At 59.1% G+C, this 24,609-nt stretch carries 23 protein-coding genes, 1 tRNA gene and 2 pseudogenes; 11 read left to right on the forward strand and 15 right to left on the reverse strand.

Translation table 11 applies throughout. The features are described from left to right. The first annotated feature begins 12 nt into the window (after window positions 1–12). On the forward strand, window positions 13–540 hold the full coding sequence (locus BM416_RS01345) for a DinB family protein (RefSeq protein WP_092484508.1): 528 nt from the start codon (window positions 13–15) through the stop codon (window positions 538–540). A gap of 2 nt (window positions 541–542) precedes the next feature. Here BM416_RS01345 and BM416_RS01350 read toward each other — a convergent pair whose 3' ends face one another. Beyond that, the gene (locus BM416_RS01350) at window positions 543–1,001 is read right to left on the reverse strand and encodes a GFA family protein (protein ID WP_092484511.1); all 459 of its coding nucleotides are present in this window, start codon (window positions 999–1,001) and stop codon (window positions 543–545) included. Window positions 1,002–1,197: 196 nt separating this feature from the next. Between BM416_RS01350 and BM416_RS01355 the strand changes: the two genes are divergently transcribed. Next, window positions 1,198–1,479 (forward strand): hypothetical protein, encoded by a 282-nt coding sequence (locus BM416_RS01355; protein WP_027606616.1) that lies wholly within the window; start codon window positions 1,198–1,200, stop codon window positions 1,477–1,479. Window positions 1,480–1,524: 45 nt separating this feature from the next. Here BM416_RS01355 and BM416_RS01360 read toward each other — a convergent pair whose 3' ends face one another. Beyond that, window positions 1,525–1,716: a hypothetical protein gene (locus BM416_RS01360; RefSeq protein WP_027606617.1), complete on the reverse strand. Its 192-nt coding sequence runs from the start codon at window positions 1,714–1,716 to the stop codon at window positions 1,525–1,527. Between the two features lie 94 nt (window positions 1,717–1,810). After that, the gene (locus BM416_RS01365; RefSeq protein WP_223841591.1) at window positions 1,811–2,248 is read right to left on the reverse strand and encodes a hypothetical protein; all 438 of its coding nucleotides are present in this window, start codon (window positions 2,246–2,248) and stop codon (window positions 1,811–1,813) included. A 251-nt stretch (window positions 2,249–2,499) separates the two neighbouring features. Here BM416_RS01365 and BM416_RS01370 point away from each other — a divergent pair. Continuing rightward, window positions 2,500–2,586: transfer RNA gene (locus tag BM416_RS01370), tRNA-Leu, on the forward strand. A 312-nt stretch (window positions 2,587–2,898) separates the two neighbouring features. Here BM416_RS01370 and BM416_RS01375 read toward each other — a convergent pair. Continuing rightward, on the reverse strand, window positions 2,899–3,645 hold the full coding sequence (locus tag BM416_RS01375) for a sulfite exporter TauE/SafE family protein (protein WP_092484517.1): 747 nt from the start codon (window positions 3,643–3,645) through the stop codon (window positions 2,899–2,901). Between the two features lie 956 nt (window positions 3,646–4,601). On the opposite strand from BM416_RS01375, the gene BM416_RS01380 reads away from it, so the two are divergent. Together BM416_RS01380 and BM416_RS01390 are read left to right on the forward strand one after the other, a co-directional pair. Continuing rightward, complete coding sequence (locus tag BM416_RS01380; RefSeq protein ID WP_092484520.1) at window positions 4,602–5,150, forward strand: thioesterase family protein; 549 nt, start codon at window positions 4,602–4,604, stop codon at window positions 5,148–5,150. 765 nt (window positions 5,151–5,915) lie between these two features. Beyond that, entirely contained in the window at window positions 5,916–6,749 is an 834-nt protein-coding gene (locus tag BM416_RS01390; RefSeq protein ID WP_092484523.1) for a glycosyltransferase family 2 protein, read from the forward strand. Between the two features lie 131 nt (window positions 6,750–6,880). Here BM416_RS01390 and BM416_RS31050 read toward each other — a convergent pair whose 3' ends face one another. The 4 genes and pseudogenes from BM416_RS31050 to BM416_RS01400 all read right to left on the reverse strand — a co-directional run bounded on the left by BM416_RS31050 (window position 6,881) and on the right by BM416_RS01400 (window position 11,719). Continuing rightward, window positions 6,881–7,732: a sensor histidine kinase gene (locus BM416_RS31050; RefSeq protein ID WP_371856032.1), complete on the reverse strand. Its 852-nt coding sequence runs from the start codon at window positions 7,730–7,732 to the stop codon at window positions 6,881–6,883. Next, a pseudogene (locus BM416_RS31055) lies at window positions 7,733–8,203 on the reverse strand (response regulator transcription factor); the annotation flags it as partial. A gap of 78 nt (window positions 8,204–8,281) precedes the next feature. Then, window positions 8,282–10,594: pseudogene (locus tag BM416_RS31060) on the reverse strand (sensor histidine kinase); the annotation flags it as partial. Window positions 10,595–10,618: 24 nt separating this feature from the next. After that, complete coding sequence (locus BM416_RS01400; RefSeq protein WP_027606644.1) at window positions 10,619–11,719, reverse strand: ABC transporter substrate-binding protein; 1,101 nt, start codon at window positions 11,717–11,719, stop codon at window positions 10,619–10,621. 442 nt (window positions 11,720–12,161) lie between these two features. Between BM416_RS01400 and BM416_RS01405 the strand changes: the two genes are divergently transcribed. Then, window positions 12,162–12,767 (forward strand): cysteine hydrolase family protein, encoded by a 606-nt coding sequence (locus BM416_RS01405; RefSeq protein ID WP_027606645.1) that lies wholly within the window; start codon window positions 12,162–12,164, stop codon window positions 12,765–12,767. 86 nt (window positions 12,768–12,853) lie between these two features. Here the strand turns inward: BM416_RS01405 and BM416_RS01410 are convergent, their stop codons facing one another. The 4 genes from BM416_RS01410 to BM416_RS01425 form a co-directional block, all read right to left on the reverse strand. Beyond that, entirely contained in the window at window positions 12,854–13,051 is a 198-nt protein-coding gene (locus BM416_RS01410; protein ID WP_027606646.1) for a hypothetical protein, read from the reverse strand. Window positions 13,052–13,206: 155 nt separating this feature from the next. After that, on the reverse strand, window positions 13,207–14,025 hold the full coding sequence (locus BM416_RS01415; RefSeq protein WP_092484529.1) for a helix-turn-helix transcriptional regulator: 819 nt from the start codon (window positions 14,023–14,025) through the stop codon (window positions 13,207–13,209). 5 nt (window positions 14,026–14,030) lie between these two features. Beyond that, on the reverse strand, window positions 14,031–14,570 hold the full coding sequence (locus BM416_RS01420; RefSeq protein WP_074846845.1) for a kinase inhibitor: 540 nt from the start codon (window positions 14,568–14,570) through the stop codon (window positions 14,031–14,033). Window positions 14,571–14,709: 139 nt separating this feature from the next. Then, window positions 14,710–15,192, reverse strand: a complete 483-nt coding sequence (locus BM416_RS01425; protein WP_065941773.1) for an Lrp/AsnC family transcriptional regulator — start codon at window positions 15,190–15,192, stop codon at window positions 14,710–14,712. Window positions 15,193–15,335: 143 nt separating this feature from the next. Between BM416_RS01425 and BM416_RS01430 the strand changes: the two genes are divergently transcribed. From BM416_RS01430 to BM416_RS01450, 5 genes are all read left to right on the forward strand, one after another. Then, complete coding sequence (locus BM416_RS01430) at window positions 15,336–16,376, forward strand: zinc-dependent alcohol dehydrogenase family protein (protein WP_092484532.1); 1,041 nt, start codon at window positions 15,336–15,338, stop codon at window positions 16,374–16,376. A 243-nt stretch (window positions 16,377–16,619) separates the two neighbouring features. After that, a complete protein-coding gene (locus BM416_RS01435) occupies window positions 16,620–17,471 on the forward strand; it encodes a sugar phosphate isomerase/epimerase family protein (RefSeq protein WP_092484535.1) in 852 nt (283 codons plus the stop codon). A gap of 13 nt (window positions 17,472–17,484) precedes the next feature. Beyond that, window positions 17,485–18,537 (forward strand): isopenicillin N synthase family dioxygenase, encoded by a 1,053-nt coding sequence (locus BM416_RS01440; RefSeq protein ID WP_092484538.1) that lies wholly within the window; start codon window positions 17,485–17,487, stop codon window positions 18,535–18,537. A gap of 77 nt (window positions 18,538–18,614) precedes the next feature. Next, window positions 18,615–19,418: an ABC transporter substrate-binding protein gene (locus BM416_RS01445; protein WP_092485557.1), complete on the forward strand. Its 804-nt coding sequence runs from the start codon at window positions 18,615–18,617 to the stop codon at window positions 19,416–19,418. Between the two features lie 106 nt (window positions 19,419–19,524). Beyond that, window positions 19,525–21,033, forward strand: a complete 1,509-nt coding sequence (locus BM416_RS01450; RefSeq protein WP_092484541.1) for an amino acid ABC transporter permease/ATP-binding protein — start codon at window positions 19,525–19,527, stop codon at window positions 21,031–21,033. Between the two features lie 67 nt (window positions 21,034–21,100). On the opposite strand, the gene BM416_RS01455 is transcribed toward BM416_RS01450, so the two are convergent. The 3 genes from BM416_RS01455 to BM416_RS01465 all read right to left on the reverse strand — a co-directional run bounded on the left by BM416_RS01455 (window position 21,101) and on the right by BM416_RS01465 (window position 24,599). Continuing rightward, a complete protein-coding gene (locus BM416_RS01455) occupies window positions 21,101–22,180 on the reverse strand; it encodes a choline metabolism transcriptional regulator GbdR (protein ID WP_092484544.1) in 1,080 nt (359 codons plus the stop codon). Continuing rightward, entirely contained in the window at window positions 22,177–23,586 is a 1,410-nt protein-coding gene (gene gabP / locus BM416_RS01460) for a GABA permease (protein WP_065941630.1), read from the reverse strand. Before gabP ends, BM416_RS01455 begins: the two co-directional genes overlap by 4 nt. Window positions 23,587–23,750: 164 nt before the next feature. After that, complete coding sequence (locus tag BM416_RS01465; protein ID WP_092484547.1) at window positions 23,751–24,599, reverse strand: alpha/beta fold hydrolase; 849 nt, start codon at window positions 24,597–24,599, stop codon at window positions 23,751–23,753. Between the last annotated feature and the right edge of the window lie 10 nt (window positions 24,600–24,609).

Here is a 24,609-nt window from a genome sequence, read left to right on the forward strand (position 1 = left end):
GGGGTAAAGCACGTGGACCGTATCGAACAAATGACGCTGCTGGCGACCTACAACCAGTGGATGAACCGCAAGGTCTATGACGCGGCTGCCAGGCTTACGGACGATGAGTTGCGCCTGGACCGCCACGCGTTTTTCGGCTCGATCTTCGGCACGCTCAACCATCTCACGCTGGGCGACACCGTCTGGCTCAAACGCTTTGCCCTGCACCCCGCCGGCTACGCGGCGCTAGCGCCGCTGAGCAGCATTGCCGCACCGTCGGACCTCAAGCAACTGGCGTTCGCCGACCTGGATGAACTCGCCGCCCGGCGGCGTTGGCTGGACCAATTGATCATCGATTGGGTGCACACGCTGCGCGAACCCGACCTCGACCATCGCCTGCACTACCACAACATGCGCGGCGCGGCGGCCAGCAAGCCGTTCGGCGCCCTGCTGGTGCATTTTTTCAATCACCAGACCCACCATCGAGGCCAGGTCACCACGCTGCTGACCCAGGCCGGGCAGGATGTGGGCGATACGGACCTGCTCGCCTTGATTGACTGAACTCAGCGAGCGCTGAACTCGGCATAGGCCTGCAGCAACCGTGCAAAGTCCTCGGGTTGCGGCAACTGCTCGAAGCTTTCGACTGCCGGCGTGGTAGCCCAGGCCAGTTTTTCGCGGGTCCAGGTTTCCATAAAGGGCACGTACTCCGCGGCATTATCCAACAACGTCGCACGCACGTTGACGAACTCATCGATGCCATGGGGGCGGGTAAACAGCCAGCTCATGCAGTGCGGGCAGCAATAGTGACGATCGACCCCGTGCAGGCCGCCGACCACCGGGCAACCCTGGGTCACCGTGAACGCGCTGGCGGGAATCAGCGCACTGAGGGAGAACGCACTGGCGGTCATCTTCTGGCAGCCGGTGCAGTGGCACGCCATGGTAATCACCGGCGCCTGGCTCACGCTGAAGCGCACCCGGTTACAACGGCAACTGCCTTCCAGGGGCAGGTTTTCGACGCTCATCACACACTCCTTTTCATGATCAGTGGCGTGGCAGGGTAGCGCCGAGGCGGGGGTGTTGAACAGGTCCGGGGGCAAAACCGAACGCCACTGCGCCCATGGGGTCCTAACTTCAGGTGCCGGGATTTTTCAGCCCCGCCCTCCCCGCGTGCATTGTGGGTTTACCGATGTGCGTACCCAATAAGAAGGAGACGCTTACATGGTCATTCACTTCAAGGTGGCCGGGCATTTGGCCTGCGGTCATCACGGCAATAGCCTGCCCTCCAGCACCGAGCTGAATCGGGTCAAGTGCCGCACCTGCCGCAACACCGATGCCTACAAGGAAGCGCGCCGCAACCAGCGCAACGCCGCACGCCGTGCTTCGCGCCAGGCCAAGACCCACACCAGCACCGACTGGCGCAGTGCCTGGACGCAGCGCCTGACCGACCTGCCAGGGCGACAACGCCTGCCCCGCGGCTTCGGCGCACAGCCTTTCGTATAAGCCACAAACGCAGAAGCCCCGGACAAACCGGGGCTTCGTTTTCAATCAATCATCATTGGACACCGGCCTGTTGCGTGCCTGGTAACCCGGCAACGTGGCGGCATACGCCAGCGCCTGTTCACGGGAATTGAAGGACGCCAGCCGATCCTGGGGCGTACACACCCGCCATGGCCCGAAATTGACCTGCACGATGTCGTACCCATTCAGGTGCAGCTTCTTCAGCAGTGGAGCGCTCATAGTCACCTCGCTTTCCTGAGATTTCCCAGCGTTGCACGCCCTACCTTACACCCGCATCCAGGCTCATGACTGACCGCATGTCGCGGCGGCCAGGCTACTTGACCTTGCTGCTCAAGGTATCCAGGCTGCGCTTGAGATCATCCAGGCTGCGCTTCAAACCGTCGATGTCGTTTTTCTGCCGTTCGATCGTGCTGTTCTGATCCTCGACTGTGCGCTTGAGGCTCGCCAACTGGCTGTCACTGGAACTGGCGCTCGAACCGTCCCTGCGCTTGAACTCATCGAACGCGCGGTCCTGCCCCTCCAGCTTGCCTTTCAGGCCTTGTACCTCACTCTCGGTACGTTTCTGCGCAGCCTGCAGCTGTTCAATATCCCCCACCGAAATGCTCGACGCCTTCAACACATACTGGTTGCCCGCCTCCAGCGAAGCCCCCGTCAACCGGTCACCGCCTGACGCGCTGAAATCCCCCCACTTCACCGCACTCCCAGCCTGTGCCGTACCGGCCAACAATCCCACGACACCTGCAATAACCATCCAATAGCGCCTGCTAACAATGAGCATCAACTGATTCCTTTCCAGACTGCCGAGATAGCATATCGCTATGACTGTCATTTATGCCGCTTGTTCCCGTGTCGTAGGAATCCTCTGGTTCGCCTGTTAAAGCCGATGTAGATCACTGATCTGCCAAGCTTTTTCAGGCGCCCCCCATGCAAGAAAGCTGCATCCCGTCCTTGCGTCGAAGCAACTGGATCTATATATTCCCAACCCTGTAATAACGCGCTACCGCCCGAATGGCGAAACTGGTAGACGCATGGGACTTAAAATCCCCCGCTCGTAAGGGCGTCCCGGTTCGATTCCGGGTTCGGGCACCATCATTACGTTCCACGACCTCCCAAGAAGTCGCTGAAACCCACATAGAACCTGCCTTGTGCAGGTTTTTTGTTGCCAACATTTGTCCCCCACACTCACTTCACCCCAACATTTTCTAGTACATCCTGAGTTCGATTTTGGGTGATGTACTAGTTGGCACTCCCTGATACCGCCGCCAGGCAAGCAAAACCCAAAGCTTACGCCTACAGCCTGTGAGATCGAATACATGAAAGACAGGACATGACCATTTGTGGATGAAGGCTTGGCAAACAGGTGAGGCCATTTACGTATTTTCGAGTCCCCATCCGATCTGGTCACCAGAACAGCATCCTCAATGCCAACGCGACCACGACTAGATTGAAAACTGCCTCCATCCACTGGTCGCCCTTCTTTAAGGCAAACTTCGCGCCGGCATTTGCACCCAATAGCGTGCCAATAATCAGGCAACATCCGTACTGCCAGTCAATGATGCCGCTGACGCCGAAAATCAGTAATGAACCCACGGAGAGAACCAGCCCACCGACTTTGCGGGTCCCCACCGATTCGCTGATGGTTTTTCTGAAAAAGATAATGAATAAATACGTCGAGAGTTTGGCTTGCCCACCAAATAGCCCGCCGATCATTCCCACGGGGATAAAGAGGATATAGCCAAACAGACGTCTGATCGCTGAGGGAGGTGTTTCGCCGCTACGAGGTTTTTTTATAAGAGACAGTGCGACGAGCAGCAATGTCAGCCCGCCAATTACCTTGTGCAGCAGCGCGGGATCTATTTGAAGAAGCAGGCTCGCGCCTGCCAGAGCCCCAACCAACCCCAGTACCGCAGCTGGAAAGGCCAGCGCATAATCGACCTTTCCCTGGTTATGGAAGTGCCGCAGTCCGGCAACCATGGTGCCTACCGAGGCCAGGCGCGCAGTGGCGATCGACGACTGAGGTGCAATCCCCAGCCAGATCATCACCGGAACGGTCAAAAACACACTGCCACCGGTGTTGGTCCCGACGAATCCCGTTATTATTCCGAGGAAAATCAGACCGACGCCTGTCAACCACTCATGACCCATCATGTTGAGGTGCTCGCATAAGATTCATGGCACGGCTTACTCGCTCAAGTAAGCCGGGTCTATCCAGTGATAGCAGTTTCTGTTTCGGGAGCTGGCGGTCACATGAAGCTTTGCGGTATGTACGAAGCTGTACTCGCCGATAATCGGGCGGCGTAGCGAACTTTCAGGCCCAGTGATTTTGCATACAGTACACCTCGGTTAATGAGATCTTGTATCTGTGCTTTTGATTTTCTAATTCGATATTTATGTGACGTTTCATTGATACCAGAAAATATGCCTACCCAGTTTGCTCCTATCGCCGTAACCGCATCAATACCATCTTGATGCGCGCGGGAAGAAGGTAACTTCCTGTTGGTGAGCGTTGATACTGGAAGTTAAATGAAATGTACTTGAAGGGTTGCAGCAATATCAAGCATCGCAAATCAGGGCTCCTCAGCCACCAACATGAATAAAACTTCATGGTTTCGCATATTGACTTTCTTAAAGTTACTGACTGCCTGTTCTCACCCATTGAATCAAAAGAAATTTTATTTATGACACTTTTTCGCACAAGGCAGCTTAGTGCCTGACCTTTTAACCCTCTTATGACTTCCAACAGCTTTGCACTCGGCAAGCTATATATATTTAATCTAACAGAGGACCTGAGATAGATGGCACTGATTAAAAGCCGTCCAGTTGCAGCTTTTCGGGTGCTTGCTTGCTGGAGGGGGTCGAGGGAGGACGCCCCCCAGCGACTCGCCGTGCACCTTGGGCAATCGCCGAGAACGGGCGGACAAAGGTCGCGAAACCCACAGGCCGCAGATAGCGCGATAGACGCCTGCGAAACCCGCTAGAAAAACTTAAACCATAGAATGAGTGATCGGAATGTACTTTTGCGCAGAATTAAGTCATTTAGGGACCTACCTGGCTCACCCCTCAGCACTTTAAAGTACGCCAATCATTCAACTATCGGCGTCTTTATGAATCTCTGGTTTCGACTTCTCCTCATGCTGCTTCGTCGACCTTGGCGCAGACCGGCAAAAGCGCTGGAATCAACCGTCATCCGAATGCGCGTCTGGCCACTGGACCTCGACTTCAATCGACATGTCACCAACGGCCGATATTTCACCCTGGCCGATGTCGGACGCATGGATTTCGTTTTGCGCAGTGGCGCCTATCGAGTAGCTATTAGAGCAAAGGCGCTGCCCATCGTCGGAGACACTTGGGGTAAATTTCGTCGTGAGCTTAGACTGTTTGAAGCGTTTGAAATCCACACAAGGATGCTTGGCTGGGACGACAAGTGGAGCTTCATGGAGCATCGATTTGTGAGCAAAGGCAGAGTGATCGGCGTTGTCGTAATGCGAGGTCTATTTCGTTCAGCGAAAGGTATTGTTCCGCCAAGCGAGTTTGTTCGAGAACTGGGACTGCCCGAACGGTCGCCAGAGATGCCGGAATGGCTGGCCTCGTGGTCGCAGAGCTGCGATGCCATGAGCCGCCAACTCAGGGATGAAGAAAGCACCAATGATTGACTTGACGTGCAGGCAGCCCATGACCAGCGCGCTATTGGGACCGTTGATTGCTCCGCCGTTGGCGTGTGCGGCGTAACTTCGCCAGCCCGTGTAATTCGTCAATAATGGGCTGTATGTACTTTTCTCCGAGCAGGTGCTGGTATACCTCGAAGTGGTCCTATCGCCAAGCGCACTTGCTTCTTTATTTCCTCTATGGCCAGGCACGCCTCATGCACGAAGCGTTCGTCGAATACGCCATGCAACTCAAGCTCAATCCCACTTTTGTCATGGTGTATTTGCACATGGCAGTATCGACCACCATATTGGCCGCCGCTGCAAAATAACATCAAATTAAAACCATGACCGAGGAGCTTACGTAATTGATCCTGAAGACTGTCTTGGTGCAAGCCAGATATTTCCAGCTGCCGAGACACACATGGGCCATTGGCGAATTGCTTACTCAACATAACCACCTCCACTTTTATCGGTTACGCAGTGCCAGCACTACTGCGCACTATCACGAACAAGCTTACGACGTACCCAGCCTGAAAAATGTCAGAAGTCGGTAAGGTTATGGTAAATACCACGAGCGCTTCGAGTTACTTCCCACTCTGTTATTTACCCACCTTAACCATAAATTAACGCTACCAAACAGAACAACCTATTAAGCTTGGCTAATGCGCCTCTCCTGCCCCGACAACTCATGAGGTGATGGCGACCCATCGAGCCTGCCGGCCGGGTCGCAAACGGCGCACGACCGATATATCATTCTGGAGTGTTTCACTAATGCCTGACGACAACGCTCATTCGGCAAAACATGCCTTGTTCAGTATTGCCCTGGTTAATTATAAAACGCTGCACATGACACGCCTTTGCTTAGGATTGCTACGCGACTACGCTATATACCATCAAGTTCCGGTCTGGGTAGTGGATAACGGTTCCGCCGATGAAAGCATCCACTACTTGCGGACACTTGATTGGATCAACTTGGTAGAAAGGATCCCCCACCCTCGAGAAGCCGGATATATCGCGCATGGTAAAGCCCTTGATCTGATTTTGGGATATGTTGAAACTCCGTACTTATTCCTGCTTCATACGGACACATTTGTATTTGATACCGATGTGTTCAGTATGATGATGAGCCAAAGCACTGCAACGCCGCGTACAGTGGCAGTCGGTTGTACAGAACAGATCAATCGCGGTTTTTTAAGAACTGCCTGGTGGTTCGGCACTCGACTGATGAAGTACCACTACCGAACACTCATGCGTTACGTGGGGCTACCCTCTAAAAACCCCAAGCCTTTCAGAGAAACCCACTTGAAAAGTTTTTGCACCTTATGGAACTGCGATGTAATTAAACAACATAACTTGCGCTTCATGATGGATAACCGGGTACCGGGATACGCGCTACAAGACAAGATGGTCAAGCTGGGTTATGCGATCAGCTTTCTGTCAGCACGAAGATTGTTCAGTTACCTGGACCATATTCAAGCCGGCACTGTCGCCGCTAACGGCGGCTATGACACGGACCATCGTCGAAGAAAAACGTATCACGATACCCTGCTGCGCTTTCAAAAAGAGGCGTCAAATGATGCGAAAACGACCAGTACGGAAAAATGATGGTTGCTGATAAGACCGGCCCGCGAGATTCGAACTGAGTGGGAGCGCACAGCTGACTTGAAAATCGAACCTGATAGAACTTTATCCACGGCCCAGCCCATAGGACGCTTGTTCGATGCTCATCGCTTACTCTACGGCGCATCAAGAGGAATCTCGAGGATGAAGGTTGCGCCCTGCCCTTCCCCGTCGCTGTGCACGGTCAAGCTGCCACCCATTTCCTGCGCGGCGAGCGCGCAGCTGTGCAGGCCGAAACCGTGACCGTCTTTGCGAGTCGTGAAGCCATGGGAAAAGATACGCGTCAGGTGCTCTGGCGTAATCCCGTTGCCATTGTCGGCCACCGTGATACGCAAGACTGCCCCGTCACCGATGAGGGAGGCGCTGAACGTGATGCACGGGCTGCGATCGACCACGCCGTCCAACGCCTGCCTGGCGTTTCTGATCAGGTTTACCAGAATCAGCAGCACCCGGTGCCGGTCCAGCGAGAGCAGGGGCAAGTCGGCAATGTCCTTGACCACCGTCACCTCCTGATTCATCCGTGAGCCGGCACTCATGCGCCAGGCATCATCGATTAATTCCGAGACCGGTATTGTCTCGACGACACTGACGGCAACGGCATAGGACTGCTGGGCAGCGACAATGGTCTTGATGTGGTCAATGCCTTTGGTGAGTTGCTCGAGCTCTTCGATGATGCCCTGCTGTTCTGCCGCCACCGCCTGCGCCAGCTTGAGCAGGTAGTCGGGCAGCATCTTTCCCCGCTGGTCCTGGGTGAGGAAATCGCTCAGCTCATGGATGTGTTCGTTCATCATCTGTGCCACCTTGCCCAGGCCCTGGGCCTTGGAGGTGCGCATCTGGCTGCTGACCAGCTCGGCTGAAACGTTCACGCTGTTGAGGACGTTGCCGACATTGTGCAGCACCGTCGTGGCGATCTCGGCCATGCCCGCCTGACGGGATTTCGCATTCAGCTCGGATTGCACCTGGCTCATGCGTAGCGCCGCGCGTACGCGAGCCTTGAGCTCCAATGGCGAGAAAGGTTTGGCGATATAGTCATCGGCGCCACTCTCCAGCCCGGAGATGCAAGCCTCGCTGCCGCCGCGGGCGGTCAACAGGATGACCGGCAGATGGGCAAAACCGGCGCTCGCCTTGATTCTGGCGGTCAGGCCAAAGCCGTCAAGCTCCGGCATCATCACATCCGAGAGAACGACATTGATCGGTTGACGCTGCAGCATGGCCCAGGCCTGCTCTCCATCAGCGGCGGTGACGACGCTGTAGTCGTCGCGCAAAAGCTCGCTGAGGTAGCCAAGCATTTCCGGGCTGTCATCGACCACCAGGACCCTGGACTGCGAGGTGCGTTCCGGGTGCTGCTCGTTGTCTGCATCGGCCATGGACGCCTGGTCGTTGCTACTGCCACGGCGGCCGTCGTCGAACAGCAAGTGGCGCTGCTCGGTTGTGATCATTGCGGTGGGTGACGATCCCTCATGCAGATGACCGGCTTCGGTCGGCACAATGTTTTGCTCGGTTCCCCGAGGAAATCGAACAAGGAAGCACGACCCCTTTCCAGGCTCACTGTTGACGCTGACTTCGCCCCCCATCAGTTCGACCAGATCCTTGACCAGGGCCAGGCCGATGCCTGTACCGCTGTAATGCCGCGTGGCGGAATTGTCGATCTGGGAAAAACGCTGGAACAGCAGGGGTAATTTGTCAGGCGCGATGCCAATGCCCGAGTCATGCACCGCGAGCTCAAATCGCTCGTCATCAAGCGCAGTGACTGCCAGATGCACCGTACCGCCAGCAGGGGTGAACTTGATGGCATTACTCACCAGGTTGAGCAGAATCTTCTCGAAGTGTCGGGGGTCCAGGAACACGGTACCGAGGGCAGGATCGATGCTGCAGGTCAACGTGCAGCCTTTGCCCTTGGCCACCATGGCGGCATCCTCGGCCAGCACGCCCACCGCCTTGTTCAAATCAACGGGCGCCGGACACAGCTCAAACTTGCCTGCTTCGGCCTTGGAGAAGTCAAGGATATCGTTCACGCGGTTCATCAGGCGCAGTGCGTTTCGTTGTGCGCGCTCGATTTGCACGCGCCAGTCCGCCGGCGGCGTGATCGCCACCGAGAGCTGCTCCAACGGGGCGAGAATAAGGGTCAAAGGGGTGCGCAGTTCGTGGCTGACCGTGGCGACGAAATCACTCTTTGCCTGGTTGGCCGTCTCGGCCTGGTTGCGCGCCTGAATAAGTGCAACCGCCTGCGCCTCCAGCACCTCGGTCTGCCGGTGCAGCGTGTCGGTCCGTTCGGCGACCATTCTCTCCAGAGAGGCCTGCACCTGCTGTCTTTCGGCTTCGGCCTCGGCCTCCAGCACCCGGATGCGCAAGGCATTCTCCTGGAACACCCGGACGGCGCGAGTCATGATCCCTATCTCATCGCCGCGCCCAGCACTGGCGATTTCGGCGGTCAAGTCACCGGCAGCCAGCCGGCGCATGACCGAAGCCAGGGCGACGATGGGCTGCGCGACAAACCGCGAGGTGCTCCAGGCGATGGCTCCGGCCAGCAGGATGGCGACGGCGCCAGCGACTATTGTCGCCAGCATGCCGCGATCCTTGTGGACCAAGGCGTCTGAACGCGCTTCGCCTGCGAAGCGCGCAACCAACAGGCCAGCGCTGCGTGCCTCGATACGAACCTGGTCGCGCGCGTCGCCCAAGGCGTTGCTCGCCTGATGGAACCCGGCAAATGCCGCCCGGTAGCCAGCAATCTGATCGCTGACCGTCAGGGGCTCAGCGTTGGCCTGCTGCCCCACAGACGAAGGCAGAACCCGGGCGAGACGGGAGAGTTCATCGAGGATGACGCCTACAGAACTGGCGACCTCGGCCGACGGCGCCAGGCGAAACGACAAGGTCTGCGCTTCCAGGGTGGCAACACGTTCGGCGAAACGCTTGGACAACGCGGCGGCGTTTTGCAGCAAACCGATGGCGGCCTGAATGTCACTGGCGTCATGGGCAATGTGCTCGTCCACTTCAGCCAACATGACTTCAAGGCGCTCTGCCACGCCTCCAACAGCCCCCAGATGCCGCAAAGCCTCGCCGCCCCGGAGCCTGGGAGCCTCGCCAAGCTGCTCGAGCGCCAGGCTGGCTGCAGCCACCGCCGTCGCCAACTGCTCCAGGGTCTCCACCTGTTGCGGCGCCCCCATCAACTCACGCAATTGCTCGACCACAGGCGGCAGCGCCGCACAGGCGTTGCGCGCCGCAGTGGCGGCGGCACCATCACCGCTCACCAGCACCTGGGCCACATTGGCGGTAATGATGCGTTCGCCGTTGCGCAGGATATCCAGGATGCGATGGGCGCTCTGGGCGTTGCTCACCCGCGCCTGGTGGTCGGCGGCGCGGGAGTCCAGGCCCTTCAGCCCAGCGGCGATACCCAGTTCAACGAGGGCCGTCGCCTCTCGCATCCGGGCGTAATGGGCGGTCATATTCTCGGTTTCGCCATCCATGGTCAGCGTCGCCACCCGCAAGGACGCGATCGCCGCAGCGAGCCTCTCCAGGCTGCCCTTGAGCGATTGCGCCTCTGCCGCCGGGATGGCGTTAAGGCCGTTGATAGCGGTCGCGACCAAGCCTTCGGCCTGGGACACGCTGTCCTGGTCGCGGGTGGCAATGAAGTTTTCCACCCGCCCGGTAGCCCCGTTGACCGAGGCCAGAATTTCCGCGGAATGGCTGGCGGAATCCACCGCACGTACCATGCCTCGCAGGCCGTAGAGGTTCACGAGCGATACCGCCAGCATCAGCAACACCAGTGCGGCAACCGCCAGGCCGATCCTGACCGCAATAGGCCTGGCCGTGGCTGATTTGAATGTCAACATGGGGCCTCGCCTCCTAGCCCGCCGCTACTGTTTCGTCACCTCCGGCAAAGGCGCCGGCGGCGCCGTATGGTTGATGGCCGCATCGATCATCGCCGCAACGGAAGCCTGGCCGTAGAACGGATTGGCGGCACCGCCCACCGGCATAGTGGCAAGCCAGGCGTCCAGGTCCTTGGCATCAATACGTACCAGCGGCACCTCGACGAACTTCGGCACCTGCTTGCCCGCCAGTATCTGCTGGGCCACCCAGAACCCCATCTGGGAGACGCTCGGGGAGGCAGAGACAGAGACGGTCTCGTAGCCATTGGCATCGCGTTCCTGTTTCCACAGGGCAAGTTCGTCCTGACGGTTCCCCATCACAATGATCGGCAAAGGGCGTCCCGCCGCCTTGAACGCCATGGCCGCACCATATCCGTCGCCACCCTGGGTAGCCACGGCATCAATGGTGGGCAGCGACGGCAGCGCCAGCGTCACTTCCCTGCGGGCGACAGAAGCCGTCCAGTTCCCGTATACGGTCTTGACGAATTTCAGGCCCGGATAGTCGCTGGCGGCCTTGCGAATGCCATCGCTGATGTTTTTATCCGTGGCATCGCCAGCGATGCCACGGATCTCCAGTAATGTCCCGTTGCCCTTCAGGCGCTCGGCGATGTAGTCCATTTCCACACGGCCCATGGCGGACCAGTTGTAATCCACGGTATAGACACAGGGCTCGGTGACCAGGCTGGCCATGACGACCACCACGATGCCGGCGTTGCAGGCATCGCGGATCACCCCGTTGAGGGCCGTGTCGGAGGCAGCGAGGATCACGATGGCATCGACGCCCTTGACGATCATGTCCTGGATATGGGCCGCCTGTTCCGAAGCCGAGTTATTGGCGCTGACGACGGGAGCCTCACGGATCAAGCCCTCCTTTTGCGCCTGGAGCGCAATTTCCTGCCAGTTGCGCACCATCACCTTGCGAAAATCGCTGCCTGCGTAGGAATTGCTGAAGGCAATGCTGTAGCTCGCGGTAGGGCCGCTGGCGATGCCCTCGGCGGCAGCCTGGGCCGGATTGGCGGCAACCATCGCCAGCCCAGCCACGCAGCCGGCGAAGCGCCTCAAGATCGTGTGGATCGACTGGGTGTTCATGCTGTTCTCCATCGTGCTTGGCATTTACCAACAGTTATCCACCCGCTCCGGCTTACAGCCTGGATCGACGGCGTGTTCTGGTTGGAGCCGTTGGCCCCCACATTGGAGATTTTCAAGCAGGTGAGGTGTGGGGCAGGCATTGAACGTTTCCCTGTATGCCGCGTGCGGGTTGTTGCGTGAGCCGTTGAAAACGCCTGAAGACCACCCACCGGCTGTCGCCAACGTCAATGACTTTGCCAGGGTCGGAGCCCTTGGCGGCCGAACATTGAAACCCGTAGATGGCTCGCATTGGCAATGAGCATAGTATCAAAGTGCCCGCTTTGCTTGCGGTCTGTAAACGGATGCGGCGCTCTTAGCCATAGTTTTGTGTTTGACTGCCGCCCCACCCAACCCTGCCTGCTGTTCTACGCTTGTTGCTCGACCCACTTATCGGAGACCCGACATGAACCCACACACCACCGCCCTGGTGCTGATCGAATACCAGAACGACTTCACCACCCAAGGCGGCGTGTTCCATGACGCCGTCAAGGACGTCATGCACACGTCCAATATGCTCGCGAACACCGCCACCACGGTTGAACAGGCGCGCACGCTCGGCGTGAAGATCATCCACCTGCCGATCCAGTTCGCCGAGGGCTACCCGGAGCTGACCACCCGCGACTACGGGATTCTCAAGGGCGTTGCCGATGGCAGCGCTTTCCGCGCCGGCAGCTGGGGTGCCGACATCAGCGAGGCGATTACCCGGGAAGCCGGCGACATTCTCGTGGAGGGCAAGCGCGGGCTGGACGGTTTCGCCACCACGGGCCTGGACCTGGTGCTGCGCAACAATGGTATCCAGACTCTGGTGGTGGCGGGCTTCCTGACCAATTGCTGTGTCGAAGGCACGGTACGATCAGGTTATGAGAAGGGCTACAACGTGGTGACCCTGATCGATTGCACCGCGACCTTTACCGACGAACAACAACAGGCAGCCGAACGCTTCACGCTGCCGATGTTTTCCAGGACGTTGCAACACACCGAGTTTCTCGACGGGCTGAACGCCCGGTAGCCATCGCCCAGAAGGCGGCTTTACAGCCGCCTTCGGATTCCCAGCCACCTGCGACACCCTGGCCGGGTTCGTTGATCTGAAACACCTCAGTTGTCAGGGTGTTCGCTCGCCACTGAATCGGCAGCGTCCACATCAGACATATCCTCCTCAAGGGGTGCATCGTCGTCCGGCGGCAGCGGGATCTTATCCTCATCACGCTTCGGGTCGTGCCCTGTCTCGTTGTCCGTGCCGCGCGTTACAGCCTGCTGTGAAATGTTGCCCGGGGCATTCTCATTGATTTCCATGCTGGCTCTCCGTTCTTGGGCTCGGGATATCCGTGCTTAAGGTTGAGAAACGCCATGCCCCCCAGAGTGCCGGGCAACAGACGAATGGACGCGCCCAGGCTGGCACAAGTTGACACTGCCGGCCGGCAGACTGGGGAAAGCCCTCCCGCAAATGCTCAAATCGCTGCCCGCAATTCACGGGGTGACAGGCCATAGTGTGAGCGAAAGCGCACGGCAAAACGTGAAGCCGAGGCGTAGCCGCAGGCGCCGGCAATTTCGCCGATCGGGCGAGACGTTGTCTGCAGCCGTTGTAATGCTGTCGACAGTCGAACGCCCTCCAGAATGTTCCTGAAACTATTCCCCTCGTTCGCCAGTTGGCGACGCAAGGTCGACTCCCCCAGATTCATGTGCTGTGCGATGCTCGCAACCGTCCAGTCTCTCTCCGGGTTGGCCATTACCAGTTGCTGCACCCGCTCGCACAAGGGATCGTTGCGCCCCATCAGCAAAGGTCCGGCCTGGCCGCCAAGGCATAGGCTCAGCAGCACCGCTTCCCCATAATGTGTGCAGAGTGCCTGCGGGGCGTTTGCATGGATGGCGACCAGCAACTGCTCCCATGCCTGGGTGGTGTGCCTGTCCAGGGGAACGCATAGATCGCTCTTCAGTGCACCGCGACCACTCTTGATCTGCTGGCTATATCGGCTGCTGAATTGACGCAATGTCGAGACGGGAAAGGTCACCGCATCGGCGATGTAGTGACCCTGAGGGCCGGGGAAGTTTGAGATACCAAGCTCGCGCCCGGCCGGCATCAGAATCAGATGCCGAGGCCCTGCGCGCATTTCCCGGTCATCCCATTGCAACAGTTTTTCTCCCTGCCGCACTCGACACAAGGTGGTCGCGAACACCGGCACCCTGGGCAAGGTAAGGGCATGTCGCGCCCGTATGACACAGGCATCGATAATATTTTCCCGGTGCTGTATGCCGTCACAAGGGCGCATGGTTCTTAACGTCCGTAAGTGGAAGTAATGGTCGCTTTGGCCAGGACGTTGGCATTGAGCATGTAACCGACCAAGGCTCCGCTGGCCTGGTTGTCGAGCGGTAGCTTATCGACTTTCAAGGCCCACACGGTGAATTGATAGCGATGGGGTTTATCGCCGACAGGAGGGCAAGCGCCACCGAACCCCGGTTGGCCATAATCGGTTCGCCCTTGCACGGCACCCGCAGGCAGGTTCGCCCCCACGCCGCTTGGCAAACTATGGGTGGAGGCTGGCAGGTTGACCACCGTCCAATGCCACCAACCGCTGCCGGTAGGGGCATCGGGATCGTAAACGGTGATCGCGTAGCTTTTGGTCCCTGCCGGGGCGTTTTTCCACGAAAGCTCAGGAGACGTGTTGCCACCTTCGCAACCGAAGCCCTGGAACACTTCGCGACGGGTCAGCGGGCGGTTGTCAGCAATATCCCGGCTGGTCAGTGAGAAATCCGCAGCGTAGCCACTGAGTGTGACGGCCATGGAGAGTGCAGGCAGGATTGATCTGATGTTCATCGCGGCTCCAGCTGAGTCTGAAAGTGAAACTCGAGTCTAGGTTGAACAAAACCGGGAGACTGTGCCGAAATGCTCGATAACAGTGCCGAAATGCTCGATTGTCCGGACGAACGATGGCTCTCCACGTGCCCGACGGCCTTCAGATGCTCAAGAGCTCGCTGACGGGCAGTCGATGAGTGGTCTTCATCTCTCGCAGGGAGAGGTTCGAGCGAATACTTGAAACCCCAGGGAGCTTCCTCAGCACTGTTTCGACAAAGCGGCTATAGCTGTCCAGGTCCCGTGCAACCACCTCAAGTAGAAAGTCCGCCTCCCCCGTTGTGTTATGGCAACTCAATACCTGCGGGGCCGCCTGGATAATCTTTTCAAACGTTGCCGTGGCTTCTTCGCTGTGATCCGTGCAGGAGATCTGGACAAAGGCCTTCAGGCCCAGCCCGAGTTTCTTTCGATTGAGAATGGCCTGGTATCCCTCGATAACCCCGCATTCTTCCAGCCGTCTTTGCTTGCGCCAACAGGACGCTTCGCTGAGGGACAGCTGCTCGGCCAGCTTGACATTCGACAGCTTGCCGTCCCGCTGCAAACGCTCCGATATTGCAATGTCCGCCTTATCGAGCTGTTCAATCATGAAATAACTCCCCAAATTCAGACTTAAAAATGAAGGTTAATTTCAATTCTTGCGTTCGGTCAATGGCAACTTGAAGGGTAATTTCACGACGCTCATTCATAATGGCAATGCCTGAATCGCCCCTCCAAGCCTAGGTAATTTGAATGAAAGCAGTCGTCTACGAAGCCTTTTCCAAACCGCCGCGCCTGATGAACGTGGCCGATCCATCCCCGGAACGCCATGGCGTGGTGATCCAGGTGCTTGGCACCGGGGTGTGCCGCAGCGACTGGCATGGCTGGAAAGGCCATGACCCCGACATTGAACTGCCCCATGTACCGGGTCATGAGCTGGCGGGCATCGTGGCCGAGGTGGGCCACGACGTCACGCGGTGGAAGGTCGGCGACCGGGTGACCGTGCCGTTCGTGGGCGGCTGTGGTGCCTGTGCGCAGTGCAACAGCGGCAATCAGCAGGTGTGCCACACGCAATTCCAGCCGGGCTTCACTCATTGGGGCTCGTTTGCCGAGTACGTCGGCATCCACCAGGCCGATCTGAACCTGGTCGCGCTGCCCGAGAGCATGGACTTCGCAACCGCCGCAAGCCTGGGTTGTCGCTTCGCCACCTCGTTCCGTGCAGTCGTCGACCAAGGCAACGTCAGCGCCGGTCAGTGGGTCGCGGTTCACGGCTGCGGAGGTGTCGGCCTGTCTGCGGTGATGATCGCCCAGGCCATTGGTGCGAACGTGATCGCCATCGATATTTCCCAGGAAAAACTCGACCTGGCACGGGCGCTCGGTGCTGTCGCCACCATCAATGCCCAGTGCGTCGCGGACGTCACCGAAGCCGTGCTGGAAATCACCCAGGGCGGTGCCCACGTCTCGCTGGACGCCTTGGGCCACCCAACCACCTGTTTCAACTCCATCAACAACCTGCGACGTCGCGGCAAGCACGTCCAGGTCGGGCTGATGCTCGCTGATCACGCCACGCCGGCCATCCCCATGGGCAAGGTCATCGCCCATGAACTTGAGATCTACGGTAGCCACGGCATGCAAGCGCATCGCTATGGCGCCATGATCGAGATGATCACCTCAGGCAAGCTGGCGCCTGAAAAACTCGTGGGTAAAACCATCAGCCTGGAACAGTCCATCGACGCGCTGACGAACATGGACCGCTTCGAAACGGCAGGGGTAACCGTCATAACCGAGTTTTGACGCATGACGCCACCCTGAGCCGCACTGAACAATAGTTTAGAAATCTCTGAACTATCTATTTGCAGTTCCCTATTCTTTCCGCCAACCGCCCCTCCCTACTATTGGCGGCAACAAAGGAGCCTTTCCACAGAGATGGGGCCCGAAGATTGCCTTTTCTGATTGTCACTGCCGTTTTTTGTGCGTTTCGGTCCGCGCCGAAACGCCGCTGTGTCAATCATGCGAAGGCACCTTTGGAGCAGATCGATGAAGTTGGAAGTATTCCGAACGTTGTGGGGCTACACCGCGAGCAAGGTACACGCGCTCGAAGAGTTGCTTGACGCCGGGTTCGATGGCATGGAAGCCCGCCTGCCCATGACCGCCAGCGAACGCGCCGAGTTCGCAGCCTTTCTACGCGCCAACCACGTCAGCTATATCAGTACCGTCTTCAGCGCCTACGATGTTCTGCCGCAACAATCGGCGAGCGTCGACGAACACCTTCTGGACCTCGATAAAAAACTCGCTTGGGCGGCTGAGTTGTCGCCGCGCTTCATCAACCTGCTGGCTGGCAACGACCGCTGGCCACTGGCACAGCAAGTCGACTTCTTTGGCCGCGCAATGGACGTCGCGCGCAAGCACGGCCAGGTGTGCGCCTTTGAAACCCATCGTGCGCGCTCGTTGTTCAACCCCTGGGTCACCCTCGAGCTGATTCGTCAACTGCCGGACCTGCGCTTCACCAGCGACATCAGTCATTGGGTCGTCACCTGCGAGCGCCTGCTCAACGATCCGGAAGATGACCTCAGCGCTTTCGTCGAGCGCGTTCACCACATTCAAGCCAGGGTCGGTTATGACCAGGGGCCCCAGGTTCCCCACCCCGCCGCTCCCGAGTACGCCCAGGCGCTGGCCTTCCATCAGCAGCATTGGGAGGCCATCTGGCGATCCCAGGAAAGTCGCGGCTATCAGGTCAGCACGCTGACGCCGGAGTTCGGTGCCGACGGCTACCTGCATCACCTGCCCTTCACCAATGTGCCGGTGGCCGACCTGTGGTCGCTGAACGTATGGATGGCAAATACCGAGCGCGAGCATTTCCGGCGCTTCAGCGGTGCCTCAACCCGATAAGGAGCGTTACTTCATGCCTGACCAAACGCCAAAGGCCGCCAACTTCAATCGCATTCCGCTGGTGGACATCGCCGGGCTGTACAGCGACGACATCGCACAGCGCCAGGCAGTGGCCGAAGAACTCGGTAACGCCGCCCGCGCAGTGGGTTTTCTGTACATCAAGAACCACGGCATCGAGTCGTCGCTGATCGACGGCGTGCGTCACGCGGCGAAGGACCTGTTTGCGCAATCTCTTGAGTACAAGATGCAGCATTACATCGGCACCTCCCGCAGCCACAAGGGGTTTGTGCCTGAAGGCGAAGAGGTCTATGCCAAAGGCAAACCGGACCACAAGGAAGCGTTCGATATCGGTTTTGAAGTGGGCGAAGACGATCCGCTGGTCAGGGCCGGGACCCCCTTGATCGGGGCCAATGAATGGCCGGACCTGCCGGGTTTCCGTCCCGCCGTCGAAGCGTACTACGCTGCGGTGTTTGCGCTGGGGCGTCGCCTGTTCAAGGGCTTCGCGCTCGCATTGGGCCTGGAAGAGGACTATTTCGAGGCACTGGTTACCCGCCCACCGTCGAAACTGCGCCTGATTCACTACCCCTTTGACCTGGCCGCCCAAGACGCACCCGGCATTGGTGCGCATACCGACTACGAGTGCTTCACCATTTTGCTTGCCGACAAGCCAGGCCTCGAGGTGATGAACGATCAAGGCCAATGGATTGATGCGCCGCCCGTGGACGGTGCCTTTGTGGTCAACATCGGCGACATGCTGGAGATCATGACCGCGGGTACGTTCGTCGCTACGGCTCACCGAGTGCGAACCGTCAGCGAAGAGCGCTACGCCTTCCCACTCTTCTACGCGTGCGACTTCCATACGCAGATCAAGCCACTGCCACAGTTTCTTGAAGGCGCTAAGGATTACGAGGAAATCACCATCGGTGAGCACATGTTCGGCCAAGCGTTGCAGACCTATCAGTACCTGCGCCGCAAGGTCGAACGGGGCGAACTCACGCTGTACGAGAAAGCGCGCAAGCCATCGAGTTTCGGTCACTTGAAGAGCCAGGCGCAGGACGCGTCCTGATGCAACCCTCAGCCTGGTCACACCGCCCTGTTTAACCACCCGCCCAGCCCTACTTTACCGACGTGGAGTCATCGATGATGCGCAATCCAATCAATCATGCTGTCCGCTTGACCCTGCTGGCCGTCGCACTCCTTGGTGCGACCGGCGCCCATGCCGCAACGACGGTGACACCCGGCGTACTCAAGGTCGGCATGGAAATCACCTATCCGCCCTTCGAGTCATACGACGAACATAAAAACGTCGTCGGTTCCGACCCCGAGCTGGCGCACCTGCTCGCCAAGCACCTGGACCTCAAGGCCGACTTCGTCGACACCAAGTTTTCCAACCTGATCCTCAGCCTGAACGCCGGCCACTACGACGCGATCATCTCCGGCATGTACATCACGCCCCAGCGGCAGACGCAAGCGCAAACCATCCCGTACGCCAAGACCGGCGCAGCGATCATGGTGCTGAAGGACAGCCCGCTGAAACCGAAAGTACCGGAAGACCTCTGCGGCCTGAAAGTCGGCCTGGAAAAAGGCACCACGTGGGTGACGCAGTTCAACACGCTCTCGACCGACTACTGCACCCCGAATAACAAGGGCGCGATTATGGTCAGCGAGTTCCCGTCCGCACCGGAGGTAACCCAGGCGCTGCTCTCCGGCAATGTGCAGGCTCAGGTGGAGATCGACGGCGCCGCCGGCATGATCGCAGAACGCACCAAGGGCCGCGTCGTGGTGAGCACCGAGCACTCGATCTACCAGCAGACGCTGGGTATTTACGTCAAGAAAGGCAACGACGCGCTCTATCAGGCACTGCTCAAGGCCTTTGAGGCGAGCAAGGCCTCCGGTGAATACACCGCCCTGTTGAAGAAATACAACCTCGAAGAACCGACTAACTGACCCGGTGCAGCCCTGTGGGAGCGCTGCCGCTCCCACAGTCGGCGGCTTTCGCTTGACTGCCCGGCCCAGGTAAAGCCTGTGTCGACGCCAGCAGTTGGAGAGACACATGCAATTTGAATGGCCTTACTTTTTTTCTCTGTTTTCGCTCTCGGACTTCTGGAAAGCCTGCATTACGGTGGTGGAACTCAGCACGCTGGCCTGGTTCATCGGCATGCTGCTGGGCTTCCTGCTGGCTTCGGCCAAGCTTTCGGCCGCGCGTTGGATCAGTGTACCGGCGTCGATTTATATCTGGTTCTTTCGCAGCGTGCCGCTGCTGGTACTCGTGGTGTTCGTCTATAACCTGCCGCAGATGTTCCCGGTCACCCGTGGCGTCCTGTCCAACCCGTTCTATTCCGGCCTGTTGGCCCTGGTGGTCACCGAAGCGGCCTATATGGCGGAAATCCACCGTGGTGGCTTGATATCCGTGGCCAAAGGTCAAAAAGAGGCCGGCCGCGCGCTGGGCATCGGCCTGATCGGTTTGCAGCGCCTGATCGTGATCCCCCAGGCGTTCCGCATTTCCCTGCCGACGCTGATCAACGAATACATCACCGTGGTGAAACTGACCTCGCTGGTCTCGGTGATTTCCTTGACCGAACTGTTGACCGTGGGCCAGCGCCTTTACGCGCAAAACTTCCTGGTGATGGAAACCCTGTCGGCTGTGGCGGTGTATTACGTGCTGATCGTGACCGTGCTCGGCTGGCTGTTTCATTGGCTGGAGCACCACCTGGAACTCAACAACCGCACACCCCGGACGCTGGATGACACCAGCATGGGGCGCCTACGCGCATCACAACCCGCCCCTCCTTCGGCAAGCGCTCGGAAAGCCTCCGGGCCTGGCTCGGCACCCGCCCTGCAACTGGTCGACATTCACAAGCGCTACGGCCAGCACGCTGTGCTCAAGGGCATCAACCTTGATGTAAATGTGGGTCAGGTGATTTCCATCATCGGCCCATCGGGCTCGGGAAAAACCTCGCTGATTCGCACCGTCAACGCCCTGGAAAGCATCGACCAAGGCGAGATCATTCTGTTCGGCGAAAGCTATATCCACGCCGGTGACAACACCAACACGCAACAAGTACGCCGTGGGGTACAGCACATCGGCATGGTGTTCCAGGGCTTCAACCTGTTTCCCCATCGCACCATTCTCGACAACGTCACCCTCGCTCCGCGCTATCACGGCCGCGACAAACTCATCAGCGAGCAGCGCGCCTACGCCCTGCTGGACAAGGTCGGACTGCTGGCTCACGCGCACAAGTATCCGCATCAGTTGTCTGGGGGGCAGCAACAACGCGTGGCAATCGCCCGCGCATTGGCCATGGATCCACATATCATGCTGTTTGATGAGCCGACGTCAGCCCTTGACCCGGAACTGGTAGGCGACGTGCTCAAGGTCATCGGCGACCTGGCCAAAGAAGGCATGACCATGCTGATCGTGACCCACGAGATGGACTTCGCCCTGTCCATTTCCGACCGGGTGATTTTCATGGAGGACGGCCTGGTTGCGCTGGATGCGGCGCCTGGGATGATTCGTGCCGATCAGTGCGGCGAGCGAATCAAGGCGTTCATGCGGGTTTGAACCCGGCGTGAGTGGGGCCTGAAATTCGAAACGCAAGCGTCACTGATCAGCGCCACTCAACGTACTCTCAGCGCCTGGCCTTGAGCCGGACACTGGCAAAGGTCGACTCCCCTCGCGCCTGCTCCAGGGCACTCATTGGCATCGGCACCGGTACGGCACGAATCGTCGGTTTCAACATGACGGCTCGCTCGCCTGCCGTCACCAGGCGCTCGTCACTGGGCGGCACGCCAAAGTACTCGCGGTAGCATTTGGAGAAGTGCGGCGTGGACACAAACCCGCAGAGCAAGGCCAGCTCCACGATGGAAATGGGGGTTTGCTTGAGCAACTGGCGTGCGCGGATCAGCCGCAACCGCAGGTAGTAGCGCGAGGGCGAACAGTGCAGGTACTTCTGGAACATGCGTTCAAGCTGCCGACGTGACAGGGCCACGTACTCGGCCAATTCATCCAGGTCGATCGGTTCTTCCAGGTTGGCCTCCATCAGCGCGACGATTTCCTGCAGCTTCGGTTGCTGGGTGCCGAGCATATGCTTGAGCGGCACGCGCTGATGATCCTGCTCGTTGCGCATGCGCTCGTACACGAACATGTCCGAAATCGCCGCCGACAGTTCGTGCCCATGCTCACGGCCGATCAGGTGCAGCATCATGTCCATGGGCGCGGTGCCGCCCGAGCTGGTCAGGCGATCGCGGTCGAGGGTGAACACGCTGGCGCTGAGGCTCACCCGTGGAAAAGCTTCCTGCATGGCCGCCAGCCACTCCCAATGCACGCTGCATTCAAACCCGTCGAGCAGCCCCGCCCGAGCCAATACCCAACTGCCGGTACAAATACCGCTCAGGCGCTTGGAATAACGCGCCTGGGTCCGCAGCCACTTCATCAATTCATCGCTCAGGGTGTGTTGAATACCCGTGCCGCCGCACACCACGACGATATCCGCAGAGGGCGCAGCGGCTATGGAACAGTCCGGCGTGATGGGCATGCCGTCGCTGGCCCACACAGGATGACCGTCGACACTGGCGGTGTGCCAACGATAAAGCTCCTGGCCTGCCAGTTGGTTGGCCATGCGCAGCGGCTCTACCGCCGACGCCAACGAGATCAGGGTGAACTGATCCAGCAGCACGAATACCAAACAGGTGACCGGCCGGGGGTTCATGGGCGCGAAGCCAGGGGGATCGATTTTTGGGTGCGGTCCGGCTGCCGCGCCGTGATCACGCCGACCAGGGAAATCAGCAAGGCCAGGCCGATGGTCGACGACACCTCGAAGCGGTGCTCGGGCGTCAGCAGCATCACCGCCAATGCGCAACAGATGAAGACGATGACCACCCAGGTCAGCCAGGGAAACAGCCACATCTTGAACGTCAGGGTGACATTGCGGCGTTGCAGGACCTTGCGCATGCGCAGTTGCGACACGGCGATCACCAGGTACACCAGCAAAGCGATGGCGCCCGAGCTGGCCAGCAGAAACTGGAACAATCCGGCGGGCATGAAGTAACTGAGCAAGGTCACGCCAGCCCCGAGGATCGTGCTGGCGATCACGGCGGCCCTCGGCACACTCGCGGCGGAGGTCTTTTTCATCAGTGTGGGCGCATCCCCACGTTTGCCCAGGGAATACAGCATGCGTGAAGCAATGTAGATGGACGAGTTCATGCAGCTCGCCACGGCAATCAACACCACCACGTCCACCAGTAACTTGGCGTGGGGAATGTTCATCAGCTCCAGGGCGCGCTGATAAGAGCCTACCGACGCCAACAGCGGGTCATTCCACGGCACCACGGAAATCACTACGAAAATCGACAACACGTAGAACACGCCGATGCGCCACATCACCGAGCGCGTGGCCCGGGCGATATTCTGCGCCGGGTTATTGGACTCGGCAGCCGCGATGGTGACGGCTTCCGTGCCGATAAAGCTGAACATGATGGTGATGAATGCCCCGACCACCGCCGACAGGCCGTTAGGCGCGAAACCACCGTGTTCTTCCATCAGGCGACTCAAGCCGCTGGCCTCCCGCTCGGGAATCCAGCCCATCAACACCGCGCCTCCCAGGCCGATGAAGCCGATGATCGCCACCACCTTGGCCATGGCAAACCAGAACTCGAATTCACCGTACTTGGAGACGCTGAACAAATTGGTGACCACCAACAAAAAGATCGACAACAAGGCGAACAGCCAAGCGTCGATCTGCGGGAACCACTGGTTGAGGATATGCCCGGCGGCCAGGGCTTCGATGGGAATCACCAGCACCCAGAACCACCAGTACAACCAGCCGATCGTAAACCCGGCCCAGCGGCCGATGGCCTGGTCGGCGTAGGTCGAGAATGAGCCGGTGTCGGGGTTGGCCACCGCCATCTCCCCCAGCATGCGCATGACCAGCACCACCAACAGGCCGGAAAACAGATACGCCAGCATCACGGCCGGCCCCGCCGCCGCGATGGCGTGCCCGGAGCCGACAAACAGCCCCGCGCCGATAATGCCTGCAATGGAGAGCATGGTGACATGACGCGGCTTGAAGCCCTGCGCCAGCTGGCCGTTGGAATCCTTGGAAATCAGGCTATTCATCGTTGTTTTTTATTCTCTGTGATCGACGTTAAGACGTACTGACTGGAAGGTCAGGCGATCATCATTTCTTAATGACGGGTCACAGTACGCGGCCTGCGTGCCGCAAAAATAGCCTCATAGCGGCACGCCGGTGCCTGATATCGACATTGGCGGGCGGCCGCCGCTCATTGCCTCGGCGGGTCAAGGTTCGCCAGAAAGCCTGCGATCAGCGCGTTGAACACCGCGCCCTGATCGTCGTGCACATAGTGGCTCGCGTCGGCGACCTCCACCGTCCGCACATGGGGGTTGCTGGCCCTCATCGCCTGCAGCGTCGCCGGCGGCAGGAAGTCCGAGCGACCACCGCGAATGAACAGGCTGGGGCAATCCAGCGCACGCACCGCTGGCCACAGGTCCGTCGGCTCGATACTCAGGCGGGCCTCGGCAATCCCCTGCTGATCATGGCGCCAGCCAATCACACCGTCGCGTTCCTGCATCGAATGCGCCAGCCTCGACGCCAGGCCCTGCTCCGACAACCCTGGGCGCGAAGCCCTCCAGAACCCACGGGCCGCGTCCCAATTGTCGAACTGCAACGGCGTCTGGCCCATCTCGCGACGGATACGTGCGGCGCCATCGCCCTGGGTTGAAGAGCCGGGGCCGATGTCCTCGATCAGCAACCCCAGCAAGCGTCCCGGATGTTGCCGCGCATACTCGAGGGCGTTGGCGCCGCCCAATGAATGCCCGAGCAGGACAAAACGCTGCAGGCCGACATGGGCGATCAGATCCTCAAGGTCCTCGACATAGGATTGGGTGTGATACGTGGAGGGCTCGGCCCAGTCGCTCAACCCACGACCACGCTGGTCGAGGGCATAGATGCAGTAGCCCTCCCCCAGGGATTGCACCAGCGACTCCCAGGTCTGGGCATAGGCGCGCAGGCCGTGCAACAGCACCAGGGGCACGCCACTCGATGCGCCCCAGCGCAAATAGTGCAGGCGCAGGCCCGAACGGTTGGTGAAGAAACAGCTGTCTGCAGGCATGGGCTTGCTC

Origin of the sequence: Pseudomonas sp. NFACC42-2 (assembly GCF_900116055.1) — a bacterium.
GTDB classification, from domain to species: Bacteria; Pseudomonadota; Gammaproteobacteria; order Pseudomonadales; family Pseudomonadaceae; genus Aquipseudomonas; species Aquipseudomonas marginalis.

Coding starts and splice junctions, on each gene's coding strand:
- BM416_RS01350 (WP_092484511.1), bottom strand. CDS start 1,001: ATGAGCGTCGAAAACCTGCCCCTGGAAGGCAGTTGCCGTTGTAACCGG.
- BM416_RS01355 (WP_027606616.1), top strand. CDS start 1,198: ATGGTCATTCACTTCAAGGTGGCCGGGCATTTGGCCTGCGGTCATCAC.
- BM416_RS01360 (WP_027606617.1), bottom strand. CDS start 1,716: ATGAGCGCTCCACTGCTGAAGAAGCTGCACCTGAATGGGTACGACATC.
- BM416_RS01365 (WP_223841591.1), bottom strand. CDS start 2,248: ATGGTTATTGCAGGTGTCGTGGGATTGTTGGCCGGTACGGCACAGGCT.
- BM416_RS01375 (WP_092484517.1), bottom strand. CDS start 3,645: ATGATGGGTCATGAGTGGTTGACAGGCGTCGGTCTGATTTTCCTCGGA.
- BM416_RS01380 (WP_092484520.1), top strand. CDS start 4,602: ATGAATCTCTGGTTTCGACTTCTCCTCATGCTGCTTCGTCGACCTTGG.
- BM416_RS01390 (WP_092484523.1), top strand. CDS start 5,916: ATGCCTGACGACAACGCTCATTCGGCAAAACATGCCTTGTTCAGTATT.
- BM416_RS31050 (WP_371856032.1), bottom strand. CDS start 7,732: ATGAGCCAGGTGCAATCCGAGCTGAATGCGAAATCCCGTCAGGCGGGC.
- BM416_RS01400 (WP_027606644.1), bottom strand. CDS start 11,719: ATGAACACCCAGTCGATCCACACGATCTTGAGGCGCTTCGCCGGCTGC.
- BM416_RS01405 (WP_027606645.1), top strand. CDS start 12,162: ATGAACCCACACACCACCGCCCTGGTGCTGATCGAATACCAGAACGAC.
- BM416_RS01410 (WP_027606646.1), bottom strand. CDS start 13,051: ATGGAAATCAATGAGAATGCCCCGGGCAACATTTCACAGCAGGCTGTA.
- BM416_RS01415 (WP_092484529.1), bottom strand. CDS start 14,025: ATGCGCCCTTGTGACGGCATACAGCACCGGGAAAATATTATCGATGCC.
- BM416_RS01420 (WP_074846845.1), bottom strand. CDS start 14,570: ATGAACATCAGATCAATCCTGCCTGCACTCTCCATGGCCGTCACACTC.
- BM416_RS01425 (WP_065941773.1), bottom strand. CDS start 15,192: ATGATTGAACAGCTCGATAAGGCGGACATTGCAATATCGGAGCGTTTG.
- BM416_RS01430 (WP_092484532.1), top strand. CDS start 15,336: ATGAAAGCAGTCGTCTACGAAGCCTTTTCCAAACCGCCGCGCCTGATG.
- BM416_RS01435 (WP_092484535.1), top strand. CDS start 16,620: ATGAAGTTGGAAGTATTCCGAACGTTGTGGGGCTACACCGCGAGCAAG.
- BM416_RS01440 (WP_092484538.1), top strand. CDS start 17,485: ATGCCTGACCAAACGCCAAAGGCCGCCAACTTCAATCGCATTCCGCTG.
- BM416_RS01445 (WP_092485557.1), top strand. CDS start 18,615: ATGCGCAATCCAATCAATCATGCTGTCCGCTTGACCCTGCTGGCCGTC.
- BM416_RS01450 (WP_092484541.1), top strand. CDS start 19,525: ATGCAATTTGAATGGCCTTACTTTTTTTCTCTGTTTTCGCTCTCGGAC.
- BM416_RS01455 (WP_092484544.1), bottom strand. CDS start 22,180: ATGAACCCCCGGCCGGTCACCTGTTTGGTATTCGTGCTGCTGGATCAG.
- gabP (WP_065941630.1), bottom strand. CDS start 23,586: ATGAATAGCCTGATTTCCAAGGATTCCAACGGCCAGCTGGCGCAGGGC.
- BM416_RS01465 (WP_092484547.1), bottom strand. CDS start 24,599: ATGCCTGCAGACAGCTGTTTCTTCACCAACCGTTCGGGCCTGCGCCTG.